The 18,318-nt window shown below is 37.8% G+C and carries 17 protein-coding genes; 6 read left to right on the top strand and 11 right to left on the bottom strand.

The window, feature by feature from the left end; all coding sequences use genetic code 11:
- Positions 1 to 10: 10 nt before the first annotated feature.
- The gene (meaB, locus tag AC6H0V_RS16170; RefSeq protein ID WP_497561236.1) at positions 11 to 901 is read right to left on the bottom strand and encodes a methylmalonyl Co-A mutase-associated GTPase MeaB; all 891 of its coding nucleotides are present in this window, start codon (positions 899 to 901) and stop codon (positions 11 to 13) included.
- 156 nt (positions 902 to 1,057) lie between these two features.
- On the opposite strand from meaB, the gene AC6H0V_RS16165 reads away from it, so the two are divergent.
- Genes AC6H0V_RS16165 through AC6H0V_RS16150 form a run of 4 tightly spaced genes read left to right on the top strand, consistent with a single transcriptional unit; the run spans position 1,058 to position 5,595 of the window.
- The gene (locus AC6H0V_RS16165; protein WP_497561235.1) at positions 1,058 to 2,890 is read left to right on the top strand and encodes an ABC transporter ATP-binding protein; all 1,833 of its coding nucleotides are present in this window, start codon (positions 1,058 to 1,060) and stop codon (positions 2,888 to 2,890) included.
- A gap of 5 nt (positions 2,891 to 2,895) precedes the next feature.
- Complete coding sequence (locus AC6H0V_RS16160; RefSeq protein ID WP_497561234.1) at positions 2,896 to 3,819, top strand: glycosyltransferase family 2 protein; 924 nt, start codon at positions 2,896 to 2,898, stop codon at positions 3,817 to 3,819.
- Positions 3,820 to 3,841: 22 nt separating this feature from the next.
- Entirely contained in the window at positions 3,842 to 4,789 is a 948-nt protein-coding gene (locus AC6H0V_RS16155; RefSeq protein WP_497561233.1) for a glycosyltransferase family 2 protein, read from the top strand.
- A 32-nt stretch (positions 4,790 to 4,821) separates the two neighbouring features.
- Positions 4,822 to 5,595: a glycosyltransferase family 2 protein gene (locus tag AC6H0V_RS16150; protein ID WP_497561232.1), complete on the top strand. Its 774-nt coding sequence runs from the start codon at positions 4,822 to 4,824 to the stop codon at positions 5,593 to 5,595.
- On the opposite strand, the gene AC6H0V_RS16145 is transcribed toward AC6H0V_RS16150, so the two are convergent.
- From AC6H0V_RS16145 to AC6H0V_RS16135, 3 genes are all read right to left on the bottom strand, one after another.
- Entirely contained in the window at positions 5,572 to 6,462 is an 891-nt protein-coding gene (locus AC6H0V_RS16145) for a glycosyltransferase (RefSeq protein ID WP_497561231.1), read from the bottom strand. The two genes, AC6H0V_RS16150 and AC6H0V_RS16145, sit on opposite strands and share 24 nt — an antisense overlap.
- 3 nt (positions 6,463 to 6,465) lie before the next feature.
- Positions 6,466 to 7,260, bottom strand: a complete 795-nt coding sequence (locus tag AC6H0V_RS16140; protein ID WP_497561230.1) for an FkbM family methyltransferase — start codon at positions 7,258 to 7,260, stop codon at positions 6,466 to 6,468.
- Between the two features lie 125 nt (positions 7,261 to 7,385).
- Entirely contained in the window at positions 7,386 to 8,846 is a 1,461-nt protein-coding gene (locus tag AC6H0V_RS16135; RefSeq protein ID WP_497561229.1) for an MAC/perforin domain-containing protein, read from the bottom strand.
- A gap of 244 nt (positions 8,847 to 9,090) precedes the next feature.
- Here AC6H0V_RS16135 and AC6H0V_RS16130 point away from each other — a divergent pair, with 244 nt between their 5' ends.
- Positions 9,091 to 9,351 (top strand): helix-turn-helix transcriptional regulator, encoded by a 261-nt coding sequence (locus AC6H0V_RS16130; RefSeq protein WP_497561228.1) that lies wholly within the window; start codon positions 9,091 to 9,093, stop codon positions 9,349 to 9,351.
- A 98-nt stretch (positions 9,352 to 9,449) separates the two neighbouring features.
- Here AC6H0V_RS16130 and infB read toward each other — a convergent pair whose 3' ends face one another.
- The 4 genes from infB to AC6H0V_RS16110 form a co-directional block, all read right to left on the bottom strand.
- Entirely contained in the window at positions 9,450 to 12,446 is a 2,997-nt protein-coding gene (gene infB / locus AC6H0V_RS16125) for a translation initiation factor IF-2 (RefSeq protein WP_497561227.1), read from the bottom strand.
- A 69-nt stretch (positions 12,447 to 12,515) separates the two neighbouring features.
- Complete coding sequence (nusA, locus tag AC6H0V_RS16120) at positions 12,516 to 13,751, bottom strand: transcription termination factor NusA (protein WP_497561226.1); 1,236 nt, start codon at positions 13,749 to 13,751, stop codon at positions 12,516 to 12,518.
- A gap of 4 nt (positions 13,752 to 13,755) precedes the next feature.
- Entirely contained in the window at positions 13,756 to 14,220 is a 465-nt protein-coding gene (gene rimP, locus AC6H0V_RS16115; RefSeq protein WP_497561225.1) for a ribosome assembly cofactor RimP, read from the bottom strand.
- Between the two features lie 328 nt (positions 14,221 to 14,548).
- The gene (locus AC6H0V_RS16110) at positions 14,549 to 14,980 is read right to left on the bottom strand and encodes a hypothetical protein (RefSeq protein WP_497561224.1); all 432 of its coding nucleotides are present in this window, start codon (positions 14,978 to 14,980) and stop codon (positions 14,549 to 14,551) included.
- Positions 14,981 to 15,084: 104 nt separating this feature from the next.
- On the opposite strand from AC6H0V_RS16110, the gene AC6H0V_RS16105 reads away from it, so the two are divergent.
- The gene (locus tag AC6H0V_RS16105; RefSeq protein ID WP_497561223.1) at positions 15,085 to 15,432 is read left to right on the top strand and encodes a phage holin family protein; all 348 of its coding nucleotides are present in this window, start codon (positions 15,085 to 15,087) and stop codon (positions 15,430 to 15,432) included.
- 78 nt (positions 15,433 to 15,510) lie between these two features.
- Here the strand turns inward: AC6H0V_RS16105 and AC6H0V_RS16100 are convergent, their stop codons facing one another.
- The 3 genes from AC6H0V_RS16100 to panC all read right to left on the bottom strand — a co-directional run bounded on the left by AC6H0V_RS16100 (position 15,511) and on the right by panC (position 18,202).
- Positions 15,511 to 16,650, bottom strand: coding sequence for an acyl-CoA dehydrogenase (locus tag AC6H0V_RS16100; protein WP_497561222.1), 1,140 nt, complete (start codon positions 16,648 to 16,650; stop codon positions 15,511 to 15,513).
- 251 nt (positions 16,651 to 16,901) lie between these two features.
- Positions 16,902 to 17,252 carry an aspartate 1-decarboxylase gene (gene panD, locus AC6H0V_RS16095; RefSeq protein WP_497561221.1) on the bottom strand — a complete coding sequence of 117 codons (351 nt, stop codon included), beginning with the start codon at positions 17,250 to 17,252 and terminating at the stop codon, positions 16,902 to 16,904.
- A 104-nt stretch (positions 17,253 to 17,356) separates the two neighbouring features.
- The gene (panC, locus tag AC6H0V_RS16090) at positions 17,357 to 18,202 is read right to left on the bottom strand and encodes a pantoate--beta-alanine ligase (protein ID WP_497561220.1); all 846 of its coding nucleotides are present in this window, start codon (positions 18,200 to 18,202) and stop codon (positions 17,357 to 17,359) included.
- Between the last annotated feature and the right edge of the window lie 116 nt (positions 18,203 to 18,318).

Raw genomic sequence — 18,318 nt, 5'->3', positions numbered from 1 at the left:
CTGACAGCTGTTAACTGAAATTGGCCACAAACTGATAGAGATTAAAATCTGGTCTTAACAACGCTTCATCTAGCTGCTGATGGAGCTTTGTTTTATCTACGTCTTTCATTCTATGATGTTGGATAAGTTTAAAGGCTTTTTCTGCCAATAATAAATGCTTTCGGTTATTAGGGGTTAATAGTGGGCTTAAAATCCAATCGCATAGTGCGCCAATCCCTTCCCCCTTATCGGCTACAGTTTTAAAAACCGGGATATGCTGATGTTGTTCATTTACGAGTTTCTTTAGATTATTAGCAAAGGTAGCGGCACCATCCCTATCTGCCTTGTTTACTATAAATGCTTGGGCTATCTCCATTAGTCCAGACTTTATGTTCTGTATTTCATCTCCAGATTCGGGTACCAGCACCACTGCAGTTTTGTCCGCTAAGCCCGCGATCTCTACTTCCGATTGGCCTACCCCAACGGTTTCAATAATGATCAGATCAAAATTTGACGCTCTCAATACATCAACCATTTCTAGGGTTTTTACAGAAATACCACCTAAAGCTCCTCTTGTGGCAATAGAACGGATGTAAACATTCGGATGATTAAATTGCTGTGCCATCCTTATCCGATCGCCCAGCAAAGAGCCGAAATTAAAGGGCGAAGTCGGATCAATGGCCAAAATGGCAATCCGCTTTCCTAAAGCTACAATCTCATTGGTAATTGCATTAACAAGGGTGCTTTTTCCGGCCCCTGGTGGACCGGTAATTCCGATTACGGGGATTTCATTATTGATCGGAAGTATAGTTAGCAAAGCGGATGAAGGTTCGATGTTATTTTCAACAAGTGTTAATGCCCGGGCCAAAACCCTGAAGTTTCCCGCCTTAATTTCACTAATTAATTTTTGCTGTTGGTTCATCAATCCAAATCTTTGACACAAATTAACATAATTTTATCAGTAAGTATTCATCAAAACTCAATCGCAAAGTTTATAGGATGTAAATTTATCGGTAGCAACAAAGCAGCCGCTAAAGCAATACACAAATTGCGTAACTTTGCACGTTATACTTTTTTAATGAAAACCTATTTTAGATTATTATCCTTCGCTAAACCAATAGAAAAGTTTGCTATCCCCTACTTGATTGCGACTATACTCTCCATTATTTTTGGCACACTGAATTTAGCCTTGCTGGTACCGCTTTTTGAAACTTTGATGCCTGCTCCCGGGAAAGGGGGAATGAGTTCGCTTACCAGCACTGCAACATCAGCATTTGATATTACCGGACAGCTACGGGATTTTGTAGCCCACTCTAAAATGGCCAATGGCGAGCAATTAACTCTTACCTATGTATGTTTAGTAATTGTTGGATCCGTATTTCTCTCAAATGTTTTCAGGTATCTTTCACAGCGCTATATGGAAGACCTACGTGTTCATACGCTGTTAAACCTTCGCAAAACCGTTTTTAATAACGTTATGGACCTTCATGTGGGCTTTTTTAGCAATGAGAGAAAAGGTGATATCATTTCTAAGGTTGCATCTGATGTGCAAGTGGTGCAGTTTACGGTTACCAATACCCTACAGGTGGTTTTTAAAGAGCCTCTAACCTTAATTTTTTATGTATTGGTTCTCTTGTCCATATCAGTAAAACTAACCTTATTTTCACTGCTAGTTATTCCAATCTCAGCATTTATAATTAGTAGAATAGTAAAACGCATCAAGCAACAAGCGAAGGAGGCACACGAATCATTTGCAAAAATGATCGGGTTTCTTGATGAGGCATTAAGTGGGATTAAGATTATCAAGGCCTTTAATGGAACGGGGAGATCGAAAGAGAAATTTCAGAAAGAAAATATTGTGTATTCTAATCTAAACCGGAAGATGGTAAGAAGGCAACAATTGGGATCTCCAGTTTCAGAGTTTTTGGGCGTGCTGATGGTGGCAATCATTGTTTGGTATGGAGGAAATTTAATTCTTAGTCATGAGCCAGACGCATTGTCTACAAGTCAGTTTATTGCTTACATCGCTTTGTTTTCGCAGGTAATGAGACCTGCCAAGGCCCTTACCGATTCTTTTAGTGCCATCCATTCTGGGATTGCAGCGGGAGAAAGAGTGTTAGATTTGATTGATACCAAACCAGAACTGGTTGATAAAGCCGATGCCCGAGTACTTCATAATTTTAGTAAGGAAATTGCTTTTGAAAACGTCTCGTTCAATTATGGCGACAAACAAGTGTTGAAAAACATCAGCATAACAGTTCCGAAAGGCAAAACCGTAGCATTGGTTGGACCATCGGGCGGGGGTAAAAGCACACTAATGGATTTGATTCCCCGTTTTCATGATCCATTAACTGGAACCATAAAAATCGATGGCCATGATTATAAAGATTTAACCGTCGAAAGTATTAGAGCTCAAATGGGAACAGTAAATCAGGAATCCTTTTTATTTAATGATACCATTTTCAACAATATTGCTTTCGCTAAACCCGATGCTACCGAAGAGGAAATAATTGCTGCAGCTAAAATCGCAAATGCACACGAGTTCATTTTAAATACTGATGAAGGTTATCAATCATCGGTTGGTGATCGGGGAAATAAACTATCCGGCGGACAAAAACAACGCATTTGTATAGCTAGAGCAGTTTTGGCCAATCCGCCAATCATGTTATTAGACGAAGCAACTTCTGCTTTAGATACAGAATCAGAAAAATTGGTTCAGGAGGCATTGAATAACCTAATGCAAAATAGGACATCTATTGTGATTGCCCACCGTTTAAGTACTATTCAACAAGCAGACCTGATCGTAGTAATCGATAAAGGTCAGGTTTCAGAACAAGGAACCCACCACGAGCTTATCGTTAAAGGGGGCCTTTACAAAAGGCTAATTGACATGCAAACCTTTAATGATTAAAGCTAATGTTGTTAGTATCCATCGCCCTGTGTACCTATAATGGAGAAAAATATTTAACCGAGCAGTTAGATACCCTGGTTAATCAAAATTATACCAATCTAGAAATTATAGTGGTTGATGATGGATCAACCGATAAAACGGTGACGATATTAAAAGATTACGAATCTAAATTCCCCTTCCTAAAAGTTTACCATAACGAAAAAAATTTAGGCTATGTTAAAAATTTTGAAAAGGCAATTTCTCTTTGTAGTGGCGAATATATTGCGCTGTGTGATCAGGACGACTTATGGAATTTAAATAAGATCAGCATACAGGTCCAATCAATAGGAGAAAATTTACTTTGCTATCACGATTCTGAATTTATTAATCAGGCTGGCGTGTCAATGCAAAAAGCACTGTCGGATGTGGTTAACATGTACGAAGGGGCTGATTTCAGACCTTTTTTGTTTTTCAACTCGGTTTCTGGACATGCCAGCCTCTTTAAAAAAGAGCTAGTTAACTATGCCTTGCCGTTTCCACAGCTTATATTCCATGATCGTTGGTTAGCCTATGTTGCCACGAATCTAGGAAGCATAAAATACTTGGATAAAAAACTAGTCCGATACAGGCAGCACGAAAATTCAGATACCAACATCCTAAAGCTTAGCCGCAAGAGAATTAAAAAAGAATTACATGGTACAGTTAAAATAAAGAATAAGATAGCTGAGCTCGAAATCTTAATGCAGTTCGAGTTTAACGCTAACCGGCCATTTGTTGAACAACTTTATCGATTATATAAAAGCAGGTTAAATTCTTATTTTTGCCCTAGGCTTGTGATTTTTATGTTTAGTTATTTTAGACCCCTGTTGTTTATTTCTAAAAAAGGTATGATCAGTAAGATCAATTTTGTTTTTAAGCATATTTGGGGATTTAAATTAAACAGAGAATAACAATCACAATTGCTTTTCAATAATGGAAAACCCAAAAGTTTCGATAATCATTCCGACATATAACTATGGTCATTTAATTGCCGAAACTTTAGATAGCCTGTTAAATCAGCATTGCCAAACCTGGGAAGCGATCATAGTTGATGATGGATCAACAGACGATACGGCCACAATTGTTGAACCCTATCTTGAAACCGATCATAGATTTAACTACATCAAACAAAAAAACCAAGGCGTTTCGGTTGCTAGAAATAAGGCAATAGAGGCCTGTACCGGAAACTATATCCAGTTTTTAGACGCCGACGATTTTCTTTCTCCTTCCAAAATTCAAAATCAGCTCGTATATCTGCAGGCCCATCCTGATGTTGATATTGTGCTAAGCGACACCCAATATTTCAGAAATGGAGATTTTGATAAAAAGTTTTCTGATTTAAGCTTAACCAACGAGGTTCAAACCACAAGAATAAATGGAAAGGGATTTGATGTCATTTCTGATTTTGTTCAACGTAATCAGATGGTGATCCAAAGCCCGCTATTTAAAAAAAAGATACTTAAGACAGTTGGTCTGTTTGATGAACGAATGCATTATTTAGAAGATTGGGATTTATGGTTAAGGTGTGCTTTCGCGAATTTTTCCTTTGCGTTTTTAAATGATCCTGAAAGCCTTTCGTTTGTAAGGGTTCATGCTATCAGTGCCTCAAAAAATTCAGATAAGCTCCAGGAGGCCGAGGCAACATTAAGAAGAAATATTACTACCTATATTTCAGCACATCCATTGTTGACCTTAAAAGAAAAATCGATTCTTAACCAACAAAACCAAAAAGAGCTTATTCGAACATTTAAAATGCTAATGGCTAAAACTCATTTCATCAATGTTAAGAGATGGATTTTCTTTTATAAACAGCTTCAAAATTTGCCTGCATTTTATTTATCGCTTCTCAAATCTTTAAATATTAAGCGTAAATTGAAATAAGTTTGCCCAAGGAAATTCTAATTCTCACCAACATGAAAACCCCGATTAAAATTGATATTATAATTTTAAGTTATGCTAAAGATGATGGTCTAAAACAAACAACCACGCAGGCGATAGATACTTTAATGGATTCGGAAGATAGTAAACATATTAACTTTAATGTAATTGTGATCGAATCTAATCATGCCCTAAAACCTTTCGAATACCCTTTCTCTAAAACAATCTATCCCAACGAAAAATTTGGATACCATAAATACATGAACATAGGCATTGGGCTTACCGTTAATCCCTATGTATGCATCTGTAATAATGATTTATTGTTCCACAAAAATTGGGCTTCAGAAATTTTAAACGTATTTAATGATGATCCTACCATTGAAAGTGCTAGCCCAGCTTGCTCTATACATCATCCAGAACATGGAATCCAATTAAACACAGGTATATATGTAGGTTATGAAATTAGAAAGGAGATTACGGGATGGTGTTTATTTTTCAAACGTGATATCCTGAAAAAAATTGGAAAATTAGATGAAAAATTCGGCTTTTGGTATGCAGATAATGATTATGCGAAAACCCTTGAAAAGAACCACATCAAGCATGCTCTGGTCACATCTTCAATTGTAGATCATTTGGAAAGTAAAACATTGAATTCGTTAAACCGCCAAGAACAATTAAAGATTACTGCCCGAGAGCGCTTCTATTATGAATATAAATGGGAGGGCAGAAGCTATCTCTCTTATTTGAACAGGCTATTAAAGTTTAGAAAGGAAATAAGACGTCAATCAAAAACTTCGTCTAATGATTAATTTTAAAACCTGAAAATACAGGTTTAAGAATAATCCGAAAGTCATTAGTTTAGACTTCCTACTGTTCCATACTACGTTAAAGAGCTCCTTTTTTGTAAATCCTTCTGCCAGCATCCTTTTAAAAATACTTTTGAAGGCTCTTTTTTCCTGTAAGTAAATTTGATGTCTGGGTAAATTTGCCAGATTTAGTGGAAGTATCTCGCTCCATTTTTTGTGGACCTTTAAAATCTCGCTCAACCACTTTTTATCAAATTTTCCTTCCGAAAAGTGTTCAATCAATATTTCGAATGTTACTGCTACCTCATACACTTGGTTAATTCCCAAAGAGAAATCAAGATCGTATCCATGAAAGCCCCGCAGTAAATTTTGATCAAAAGAATAGGTGAAATAGGCCCCTTTTGTACAACAAAACCAAGCTCCATCTATGCAGGCTACTTTTGAGAGCTTTACATCCCCAGGATTTGAATAATCTAAGGACGTTTCTTTGTTTGAAAATTTATAGTGCTGGATAATATTATAAAATTGGATATCCCCCATGATATCATAGCAATGCCATCCAGAAGGTGCGAGAGATTTATATTGGCTTCCCGCAATTCCGATAAGCCCATATGCTGGATTCTCAATAAATGTATCTTTAATGATTTTGCCCCAATTTGCGGTGTGGATTTTGATATCCTCATGCATAAAGCACAAAAAATCATATTTAGACAGCTGTGCACCCCGATTATATACTTCGCAAATCCCCATCTCTCCCTTCCTGTTATCCACGGAAATCAATTCATACTCTACCCCAATCGTTTGATCAATATTTGCAGATACCGCCGCTAATTGAGATTGGTTTACTGAAGAGATAATTATCGAGATCATTCGTTAATCCTTATATGCGAAAACGTTGATTGCCATATCAAAAGATTCACAAATGAGATTAGTATCTCTAAACGGACTTTTTCTGACACTTGATTCCTTAATGTAATAATGAAATCCTTCTTCCTTTAAAATTTCTAATAATTGATGAAGAGTTTGGTCCTTATTGATATCATTATGGTACTCAAAGAAGACAGATCCAACTTCTGAAAGTTTGGGTTTACAATCTTTTAAAACCGCGTATTCGGCTCCTTCGATATCAATCTTTAAGAAATCAACCTCCGCAGAAAGAAAATCTGCTAATCTTATAGCAGCTATTTTAGTAGGTTCTTGATTGGAATAGGAATCGAGTACTCTTCCGCCCATTCCTTTATCAGTGTAAAATTCCAAAACCTCCTCTTTTGTCCATACTGCTTTATCAAATAACTGAACATTCTTTAAATCAAATGCGGCCACATTTTCTTTTAATATTTCAAAAACAGCAGCGTCTGGTTCAAACGCCATTATGGTGTGTCCGGGATATTGTTGGGCAAAATAAAGCACGCTTAGGCCCATATTTGCGCCACAATCCAAAATAATAGTTTTGTTGGCCGAAGGTTTAAAGTTGTAGATATGATGTACAAAAATTTCCTTATAGGTATCTATGAAGCTATCAGGATCATGGAACTTGAATGGTTTATGAAAAATATGGGCGAAATCTGCAGTAAATCTTGGAAGCTCCGCTATACGCTCCAGTTCTTTCTGAATTAGCGTAAGCCTTGATTTTCTTATTCTTCTTTCAATTATACTTCTTAATCCCATAAATATGATTTAGCGCCTAAAGATACAATTAAGTAAACAAAAGCAAATATGATGGGTTTTTGAAAGAAATTTTTAAAATAAAAAAAGAGCGATAAATCGCTCTTTTTGTTATTGTTTACTAATAGTTAAGGATAGGCATAAAAAGGAATACCTACATATATCCAACCTACAAATGGTGCCGAAGCATTTCTATTGGTCGAATAAAAATGGTTTTTTGTAGATGCGTTAAAAAATTCATAAACCGGAACAGAACCTAGTACCTGCGTGCTGTGCGCATAAAACAAAACACCAGAGTTAACATAACCCGCCCACCCAGGAGCTGCGTTTGTAGTTAGGGCATGATCTCCCGTTGTTGGATTATAAAACTGATAAACTTGTGCAGTTTTAAAATATGGGGTAGAAAATGCTTTGAATGGCTGTCCATTATGGCTAAAGCTAGGGTATAAAAGTTGCATATTAGGATCTAGATTATACGCGTGTTTGTCTAGTGAACCGCTATAATATTCATATACATCTGTGGGCAACAAGTTTACTCGGTTATCTATCAAATATTGAGAAATATAGGCTTTAACAGCTGCACTTTTAACCGGATCGGTAATTAGATCCCAAAGAGGGATCAATCCATTTTCAGGTATATCAACAAGTTCGGCGTTTAATAAAGAAGAACTATTTTCCCAAGCTGTAGTACTGATCGCTGGCATGGTTCCTCCGATAGGAACATTACCAAATAAGCTGGCAGATGGCTCTCCGCCAATCGTTTCATAGAATAATCTCTGATTAACATTGTTTTGGATTTCTTGGGTAGTTACAGTATGTGAGCCATCAATATTGAAAATACCCTTGATACTGAATTCGATCCCATTAGTTGCCGCGGTTTTACGGTCTGAGTTAGTGGTTTCAGACCTGTACATGATATTTAACTTGGCACCTAAAATGATATCAGAAAGCACATGGGTTCCATATTTGCTTACGATAGACTGAGGTGTTTCATTCTGTACATCACTAATAAAACTAGGCTGCAAATATTGTTGCAATAACGCAAGGTTTGCATTAAATTTTACTCGCTTTTGTTGAATTTTTAAAGAGTAGCTACTAAATATATATTTAGATGAGTAAAAGTTAGTGCTACTGCCATCACTATTAATTGTTAATTTAACAAAAGGCACTTTAGCAATCTTTGGATCTGTTGATGGGGCTGCATTTGGATCCGGAACCGACAAACCTGAACCAAGCTTGTCTGTTAATGATCTCGAAAAACTTACCGCATCTTCGCCGGCAATAACTTCTCCAGTTTTTCTGCTAGAAAGATCCCATTCTACTCTTGTAGGCTCGGCAGCTTTCAAGGCAACAATGTTGATTACAGAAAATTTAGAAGCACTTGAGTTAGCGAATTCTCCAGTTACATCGTAACCGTAACCAAGTAAATCATTTTGTCCGTCGCCAGCGGATTTTAAGGCGTTGGGGTCTCTTGAACCGGTTAATTGATTTTCACCGCCAGAGCGAGAAGGAAGCATGTCTGTTTTAGAACACGCACTGAACAACAATGTCATTAATACAATGACATACAATAGGGGATTTTTTTTCATTGGATGATTTTTTTTTTGCAAAAAGACCAAAAACATTTTTCTTTTTTGAAAACCATTAGTTACCAAATATTAAACTACACTTATCCTATTTGAATTTCATAGTGATACTATTATCCCTAAAATAGATCACCACCTATTTGAACATCGCAATCAATTTGCTTCGAAAAATTTTTATATCTACCTTTGCACCAATTAATTGCATGGTTATACATGATAGTGATATTGGAAGGATAAAAAGAAAGAGATGATTGATATCGGCATAACACTCAGAAAACTTAGGAATGAAAAAAATTTCACCCAGCAATATGTTGCAAATTGTTTAGGGATAAGTAGAGAAGCTTATAAAAAGTGGGAAAACAACAGGGTTGATTTTTCCATTTCTCAATTAAAAAAAATTGAACAACTATACGAAATTCCCATTCCTAAGATAATCGAACTTTCAAGGTTATCAGAATTAAAATTTTTAAATAAGAGCGTTTGTTTAAAAAGCGTTTTAGTCGTTTAAAAAGATTTTTCGTTCCCTTTAACTAGAAAACCCAGCTTTCATTATGAAAACTGGGTTTTTATGCCTTATCAAATTTAACTAGAAAATTGTTTTAGTTATTATAATTTACGTTTAACCTCTACCTGTTCATAAGCTTCTACGATATCACCCACTTCGATATTATTAAAGTTTTGGATGTTCAATCCGCATTCGTAACCTTTGGCAACTTCTTTTACATCGTCTTTGAAACGTTTTAAAGAGGCTAATTCTCCAGTATAGATTACAACACCATCACGCACAATTCTGATTTTGCTGTTCCGTGTAATTTTGCCATCCAATACCATACAACCTGCAATGGTACCCACTTTGGTAATTTTAAAGGTTTCTCTTATTTCAACATTCGCTACAATCTTTTCTTCAAATTCTGGAGCTAGCATTCCTTCCATTGCCGCCTTAATTTCATTAATGGCATCATAGATGATTGAGTATAAACGAATATCAATCTGTTCAGCTTCGGCCAGTTTACGAGCACCTGGTGAAGGGCGTACTTGGAAACCAATAATGATTGCATCTGAGGCAGATGCCAACAATACATCAGATTCTGAAATCTGTCCAACAGCTTTACCAATAATATTAATCTGTATTTCCTCAGTAGATAATTTCAACAATGAATCTGCAAGTGCTTCGATAGAACCATCCACGTCACCTTTTACGATTAAGTTAAGTTCTTTAAAGTTACCGATGGCTAAACGTCTGCCAATCTCATCAAGAGTGATATGTTTCTGTGTACGTAAACCTTGCTCTCGCATCAATTGAAGGCGTTTATTGGCAATTTCTCTTGCTTCAACTTCACTTTCCATTGCATTAAACTTATCTCCAGCAGTTGGTGCCCCTTGCATACCTAATACTTGTACAGGTACTGATGGCCCAGCTTCTTCAACTTTTTGCCCACGTTCATTAAACAACGCTTTTACTTTACCGCTATAGCTACCTGCTAAAATCGGATCACCAACCCTTAATGTACCGGCTTGCACCAATACGGTAGTTACAATACCGCGGCCTTTATCTAATGTTGCTTCGATTACCGTACCGGTTGCACGTTTATTAGGATTAGCTTTTAATTCTAATAATTCTGCTTCTAAAAGTACCTTATCCAATAGTAGATCTACATTTAAACCACTTTTACTCGATATTTCTTGCGATTGGAATTTACCACCCCAATCTTCAACCAAAATATTCATGGTTGACAACTGCTCTTTTACCCTATCTGAGTTGGCTCCTGGCTTATCGATTTTTGTGAATGCAAATACCAATGGCACCCCAGCTGCTTGAGCATGGTTGATGGCTTCCTTGGTTTGAGGCATTACTGCATCGTCTGCCGCGATAACGATAATCGCAATATCGGCTACTTTTGCACCACGGGCACGCATCGCTGTAAAGGCTTCGTGACCGGGAGTATCTAAAAACGTAACCTGTTTGCCTGTGTTAGTAGTAACCTTATAAGCACCAATGTGCTGGGTAATACCACCTGCCTCGCCAGCTACTACATTCGCCTTACGGATATAATCTAGTAATGAGGTTTTACCATGATCTACGTGTCCCATAATGGTAACCACCGGCACCCTTGGCTCAAGATCTTCTGCCGCATCTTCTTCTTCGATAACGCTATCCGCCTCTTCATCTGCTTTTACAAACTGTATCTCATAACCAAACTCATCAGCAACTATGGTTAATGTTTCTGCATCCAAACGTTGGTTAATGGAAACAAACATCCCCAAGCTCATACAGGTACCAATAATTTTGGTAACAGGTACATCCATCATATTAGCCAGTTCATTAGCCGTTACGAATTCGGTAACCTTTAATACCTTAGATTGCAATTGCTCTTCGGCTGCTGCTTCTTCGGCGGTTAATGCTACATCATCACGTTTTTGGCGACGCAGTTTTGCACGTTGAGCAAATTTTCCAGATTTACCGGCACCACTTAAACGAGCCAGTGTTGCTTTAATCTGATCTTGTATTTCTTTCTCGGTAGGTTCTTCTTTTGGTCCGCCTGGTGTAGTACCACCCGGTCTGGCATTTCTAAAATTAGGGCGACCACCCGCAGTATTGTTTGTGTTGTTTCTAAAATCTGGCCTATTTCCAATTGGAGCTCCTGTACCTGCTGGTCGAGGTGCGCTTGGTCCTGGTTGTTGACCTTGGATGGGCTGTCCTTGCTGCTGTCCTTGTTGGCCTGGAGCACCTGGGTTTCCACCAGGTGTCTTCTTGCGCTTGCGTTTACGTTTTGCCGCCTCGCTATCTCCAGAAGAGGCAACGGGTTGGTTTCTACGATCTGGAGTAGTTGGTAAAACAATTTTACCAATAATATTTGGACCAGAGAGCTTTACTGAGCGTGCTTTGATCACGTCGTCGTCTCCGTTTTGTTCTGTTGCGTTGGCCACTGGCGCCACGGGTTCAACCGCTTTAGGTTTTTCTTCGATAGTTGTTTGAACAACAGGCTTAACCTCTTCAACAGGTGCTTTTACTTCTTCTACTGGAGCTGGCTTTTCTAAGGGAGCCTCCACTTTAGGTGTTTCAACTACTGTTGGCTCTTCTTTTTTGGCTTCAACTACTGGTGCTTCTTCTTTCTTAGCAGGGCGGGTTTTTGAATTTAGATCATTCAAATCTATCCTACCAACTATTTTGACACCTGGTAATCCGCCCTCTTCAGCTATTTCTTCTGGAGCTGGTGCTTTTGCGGGCTCAACAGGTTTAGCTTCAACCGGTTTTTCCTCTCTAGCTTTCTCAACTGGAGGAGCATAGGAGTGAAGGTTTTTGATTAGAATACCTTCGTTTTCGAAATCTTGTTTTTTTCTAGGCACCTCTGCAGCTTTTTCAGCTACTTCTGGCTCATCACGACGAATTTTACCTATAACGATCTGATTGGCTTCTTCTTTTACGATTTTATCCCCCTGAAACTCTCTCAATAATGCATCATACATATCTTTTGAAAGTTTGGTAGTGGGTTTATTTTCCACAGTAAAGCCTTTCTTACTTAGAAACTCTATAATTGTTGAGCTTCCAACGTTAAGTTCTTTAACTGCTTTAAATAAAATTACGGTTTTGTCGTCTGACATCTATTATCCTATTTTTTTTCTATTATATACAAAAGTAACGTTTATTCTTATTTATTCAAGCATAACACGTTATTCAAATTCCGATTGAAGAATACCTATCACCTCTTTAATGGTTTCTTCTTCAAGATCGGTACGTTTTACCAATTCATCTACCGATAAAGCCAAAACACTCTTCGCGGTATCGCAGCCGATCGCTTTTAGCTCGTCGATGATCCAGCTATCTATTTCATCCGAGAACTCTTCGATATCCACATCTTCATCTTCTTCTCCGGCTTCGCGGTAAACATCAATTTCATAACCTGTTAATTTACCGGCCAATTTAATGTTATGTCCGCCTCTACCAATTGCCAATGAAACCTGATCAGGCTTTAAGTAAACCGATGCATGTTTTGTAGTATCATCCAATTTAATAGACGTGATTTTTGCTGGGCTCAATGCACGTTGAATGTACAATGAAATGTTATTGGTGAAATTGATGACATCAATATTTTCATTCTTTAGCTCTCTCACGATCCCGTGGATACGAGAACCTTTCATTCCAACACAAGCTCCAACCGGATCAATTCTATCATCGTAAGACTCTACAGCAACTTTGGCACGTTCTCCAGGTTCACGAACTATTTTCTTGATAGTGATTAAACCATCGAAAATCTCTGGAACCTCAATTTCGAACAAACGCTGTAAAAACTCTGGTGCAATACGAGATATAATGATTTTTGGTGTGGCATTAACCATATCTACCTTTGAAATCACCGCACGTACCGAATCTCCTTTTTTGAAATAATCTGCCGGGATCTGTTCGGTTTTAGGCATCATTAGTTCGTTGCCCTCATCATCAAGAACCAAGGTTTCTTTTTTCCAAACCTGATACACCTCTCCTGTTACGATCTCGCCAACCCTATCTTTATATTTTTTAAAGATTTCATCTTTCTCTAATTCTAAAACTTTAGACACTAGAGTTTGACGAGCGGCCAAAATCGCCCTGCGACCAAAACTTTCTAACGTAATCTGTTCGATGTAATCATCACCAACTTCCATATCAGCATCTAGCTGCTTCACTTCGGCAAGCTCGATCTCTAGGTCATCATCTTCCGAAAAACCATCTTCCATTACTTTTCTGGTTCGCCAGATTTCCAAATCCCCGTTATCTGGGTTTACAATTACGTCACAGTTTTCATCTGTTCCATATTTTTTACGCAACATACTGCGAAATACCTCTTCCAGTACACTAATTACTGTAGGGCGGTCGATATTTTTGAAGTCTTTAAACTCTTGAAATGAATCGATTAAATTAATATTGCTCATTTTTCTATTTAAATGAAATTAAAACCTTTGTTTCTACTATATTATTAAACTCAATTGAGGTTTCTACTAATTGAGCTTTTTTTCCTTTTTCTTTAACTTTTTCTTCCAGCAAAATAGTTTTCTGATCAACAGCTAACAATATGCCTTCTTTTTTTTCGCCATCGGCCAGCTTAACACTCAGTTCTCTGCCTATATTTTTATGATATTGGCGATTTAACACTAAAGGCTCACCTACTCCAGGAGAAGAAACTTCTAGATTATAGGCTTTTTCTATCGTGTTTTCTTCTTCTAAATGAAAACCTACATGCCTGCTAATTGCTGCACAATCTTGAATACTTATGCCCTGATCTCCATCAACATGAATAATCAATTTGTTGGTGGGCAATAATTTTACAGCCACTAAAAACAGTTCAGGCCTATCCGCTATCTTCTCTTCAACGAGTGCTATAACTCTTTTTTCTACCTGCATATCCTAATTTGTTGCAAAAGAAAAAAGGGGACTCTGTCCCCTCTTCTTCCTCTATTACAGTGCAAATGTACTAAAAATAAATAAATAATAAAAACCTAGACTAGGATTAATAAGATTTAAGGATAAAGATTATAAAACTTACCAAGATTTAAAGGATTGAAAGATTATAGGATTATTTTAGAATGCCTATTAAGAAATAAGATGGCTAGGGATCGACCAAGACATTAATGCGCTCTAATCCTGTAATCCTAAATCTAGTCTTTCTTCTATTGTTTTACTACGATTTAACATAGCACTCCGATCTTAAAATCCTGTAATCCTAAAAATCCTAGTCCTTCTTTAGTATTTTCTGTTGCATTTTAACATGGTGCCCTACGTCTGACCTTAATACCTCTTCGGCTTTAGCAAATTTGGCATTAATGATGGTTTGGATAAGGTAATACTTGCCCTTTTTAAAAGCAGAATCTGGTGTAAAAATAAGCCGATCGTCTTTCATGTCCAGTTTCCCAGGCCATTCTATTTCCATGCTTGTTGAATCGTCTTCGGCAGGGGTTTGTAAAACACTAACCAGTTTTTGGTATGTTGTATCTGTTTTAAGATTCTTTTTAAGCTGGAATAGTCCTTCTCTATTGATATTTGAAATCACTAAGGTCTTGCCATCGGTAGAAAAATCAATCGACAAGGGTTGCTCATCTGTTGTACTACAAGCTAATGTAAAGACACATGCAATTGCTAAAAATAACTTTGTAAATTTGAACATCTTATTAAATATTATAATGAACCCCATTGATCAAGTAAGTAAGCGGGCTACACGTCTCGTTAATCATTTAACTCCATTTAATATTAAAAAATAAATATAAACAGATGAAATTAATATTCGAAATTTTGCTTATGGGTTTTGCCATGCTTATTGGAGCATATATAGTGCCCGGTGTTACAGTTGATGGTTATGGAAGTGCAATTATTGCTGCTGTACTTATTGCATTAGCTAATGCGACATTGGGTCTTATATTAAGGATTTTTACGTTTCCCTTAAATGTGCTCACGCTCGGACTCATATCCTTTATCATTACTATCCTGATGATTTTGCTTGTAGATAGCTGGATGGATGGATTTAATACATCAGGTTTTTTGGCAGCCGCCCTTCTTGCAATTGCTGTTGCGATAATTAAAATGGTGTTGGATTCGCTGTTTGGGGTAGAGAAGAAGTAGAAGTAGGGTAAAATGGAAGAGGTAAAATGGAAAATGTTGCACCATCACATTTCCGTCTTCCATCTTACATCTTCCGTTCTAACCTAGTATCCCTCTGCTGATCACCAATTTCTGGATCTCCGAAGTACCTTCATAAATTTGGGTTATTTTTGCGTCCCTCATCATTCTTTCTACGTGGTATTCTTTTACAAAGCCATACCCACCGTGTATCTGAACGGCCTCTACGGTTACTTCCATGGCAATCTTGCTGGCAAAGAGTTTGGCCATTGATCCCGCTAGGGTGTAGGGAAGGCCCTGGTCTTTTAACCATGCTGCTTTATACACCAATAGCCTCGCAGCCTCAATTTGCGTTGCCATATCTGCTAATTTAAAAGCAATAGCTTGATGGTCTGCAATGGCTTTCCCGAAAGATTTACGTTGTTGTGAATAGGTTAAAGCCAATTCATAGGCGCCAGCAGCAATGCCCAATGCTTGAGCAGCAATGCCTATCCGGCCCCCTTCAAGGGTTTTCATCGCAAATTTAAAACCGAATCCATCTTCACCAATGCGGTTTTCCTTTGGTACTTTTACGTCGTTAAACATTAGAGAATGTGTATCCGAACCCCTAATGCCCAGTTTATTTTCTTTCGGACCAACGGTAAAACCTTCCATGCCCTTTTCTACGATGAAAGCATTTATGCCTTTATGTCTTAATTTTTTATCGGTTTGTGCAATAACAATGTAAGTACTTGCCGTATTTCCATTGGTGATCCAATTTTTAGTGCCGTTTAATAAATAATAATCGCCCTTATCTTCTGCTGTTGTTTGTTGCGATGTAGCATCAGATCCCGCCTCGGGCTCAGACAAACAAAAGGCGCCAATTTTCTCGCCCGATGCCAAGGGCTTCAAGTATTTTTCTTTTTGCTCTTCATTACCAAACGCTTCAAGGCCAAAACATACCAGCGAATTATTTACAGAAACTACTACCGACGATGAGGCATCAATCTTTGAGAGTTCTTCCATTACCAATACATAAGAAACAGAATCCATGCCGCTCCCGTTATATTTAGGATCAACCATCATTCCCAGAAAACCTAATTCTCCAAGCTTTTTAACCTGTTCTGTTGGAAATTTCTGATGTTCATCCCGTTCTATCACACCCGGCTTTAGTTCGGTTTGGGCAAAATCCCGAGCCGCCTGTTGGATCATCAATTGTTCTTCGCTTAATTGAAAAAGCATAATTATAAGTTGTATAAGGTTAGACTTTCCAAATTTAGTATTTCTTTGCGAAATTACTATGGTTGCATAGTAAATTTTTGCCTAGAAAGCAGAGGGCAGGGGGCTTGGAGCTTTCAGAAGCATAAATCTAGTTTTCTAAAAATAGATTTATGGTCTAAACTGCCGAAGAGCAGCAGATAACACAATAACTAGATGTAATGAAGAGGGGGTGCATCCAAACGCCATGCGCCAAGCTCTATGCATAGACGGGTTTATTTCAGCAGTTTATTATTATCGTCTGGGAATACGAGGATGGGTTGGTATTTTTTAGCCTCTTCTACAGGCAATGAGCCGTAAGACATTATGATCAGAATATCACCAACCTGAACTTTTCGTGCGGTTGCTCCATTAAGGCAAATAGTCCCAGTACCTCGTTCGCCTCTAATGGCATAGGTTTCAAAACGCTCACCATTGTTGTTGTTAACAATCTGAACCTTTTCGTTAGGTATAATATTGGCCGCATCCAATAAATCTTCATCTATAGTTATGCTGCCCACGTAGTTTAATTCTGCCTGTGTTACTTTAACACGGTGTATTTTCGATTTTAAAATCTCGATAATCATTTCGCAAAGTTAGGACATATTATGGAAGATGTATCATGTAAAATGGAAAGATGGCTTGTAAACGACACATTTACTCATCTGATGACTTAAAGTCATCAGATGAGTTATAACAACATATTATCTATCAACCTTGTTTCGCCAACCTTTGCCGCTACTAAGGCAATCGGGTAATCGGAGTTGTCATTTTCAATGGGTAAAAGGGTTGCCCCATCTGCGATGGTAAAATAATCTAGCGTTACACCGTTAGTTTGATGGATCAATTTACTGGCCTCTGCAATCAATGCCGCTACCGGTAATTTATGGTAGTTTTCTTTAACCTCTTGAAGCGCTCTGCTCAATACTAGGGCATGTGCCCTATCTTTTGCTGATAAATGGATGTTTCTGGAACTCATGGCCAACCCATCTTCTTCTCGTATAATCGGACAAGAAATAATCTCGACAGGAAGATTAAAATGGCTAACCATCTTTTTTATCATCAGCACCTGCTGGAAATCCTTTTGGCCAAAAAAAGCCACATCCGGATTTACCGCATCAAAAAGTTTCTTTACGATTTGGGTTACCCCTTGATAATGACCTTTTCTAAATTCTCCTTCCAGTAGGAATTCGGCCGGACCCAAGTCTATGTGCCAGTTTTCTGGAACTGGAAATGAGGGGTACATTTCTTTAACCGAGGGCATAAATACTACATCACAACCTGCTTCTTCTAACATTTTAATATCGTGTGCTAATGGGCGGGGATATTTTTCTAGATCTTTGGGGTCTGTAAATTGGGTTGGATTTACAAAAATGCTACAGACTACACAATCGGCCTTTTGCTGTGCAAGCTTAATGAGAGATAAGTGTCCCTTGTGCAGCGCACCCATTGTAGGCACTAGTGCAACAACTGATTTTGCCTTTTTTAATGGGCCTATCAGCAATTGCAATGCTGAGATCGTATGTATGATTTCCAAATTATCAATTGGTTTTTATAGGGCCAAAGTTGAACATTTATCTAAAACTTACAAAGCCTATTGCATAAGTTATTGATAAATATTAATATTATACGTACCTTTGCACCTTGATAATC

This window comes from Pedobacter sp. NO84, from assembly GCF_059703915.1.
This window is presented reverse-complemented; position numbering and strand designations above follow the sequence as displayed.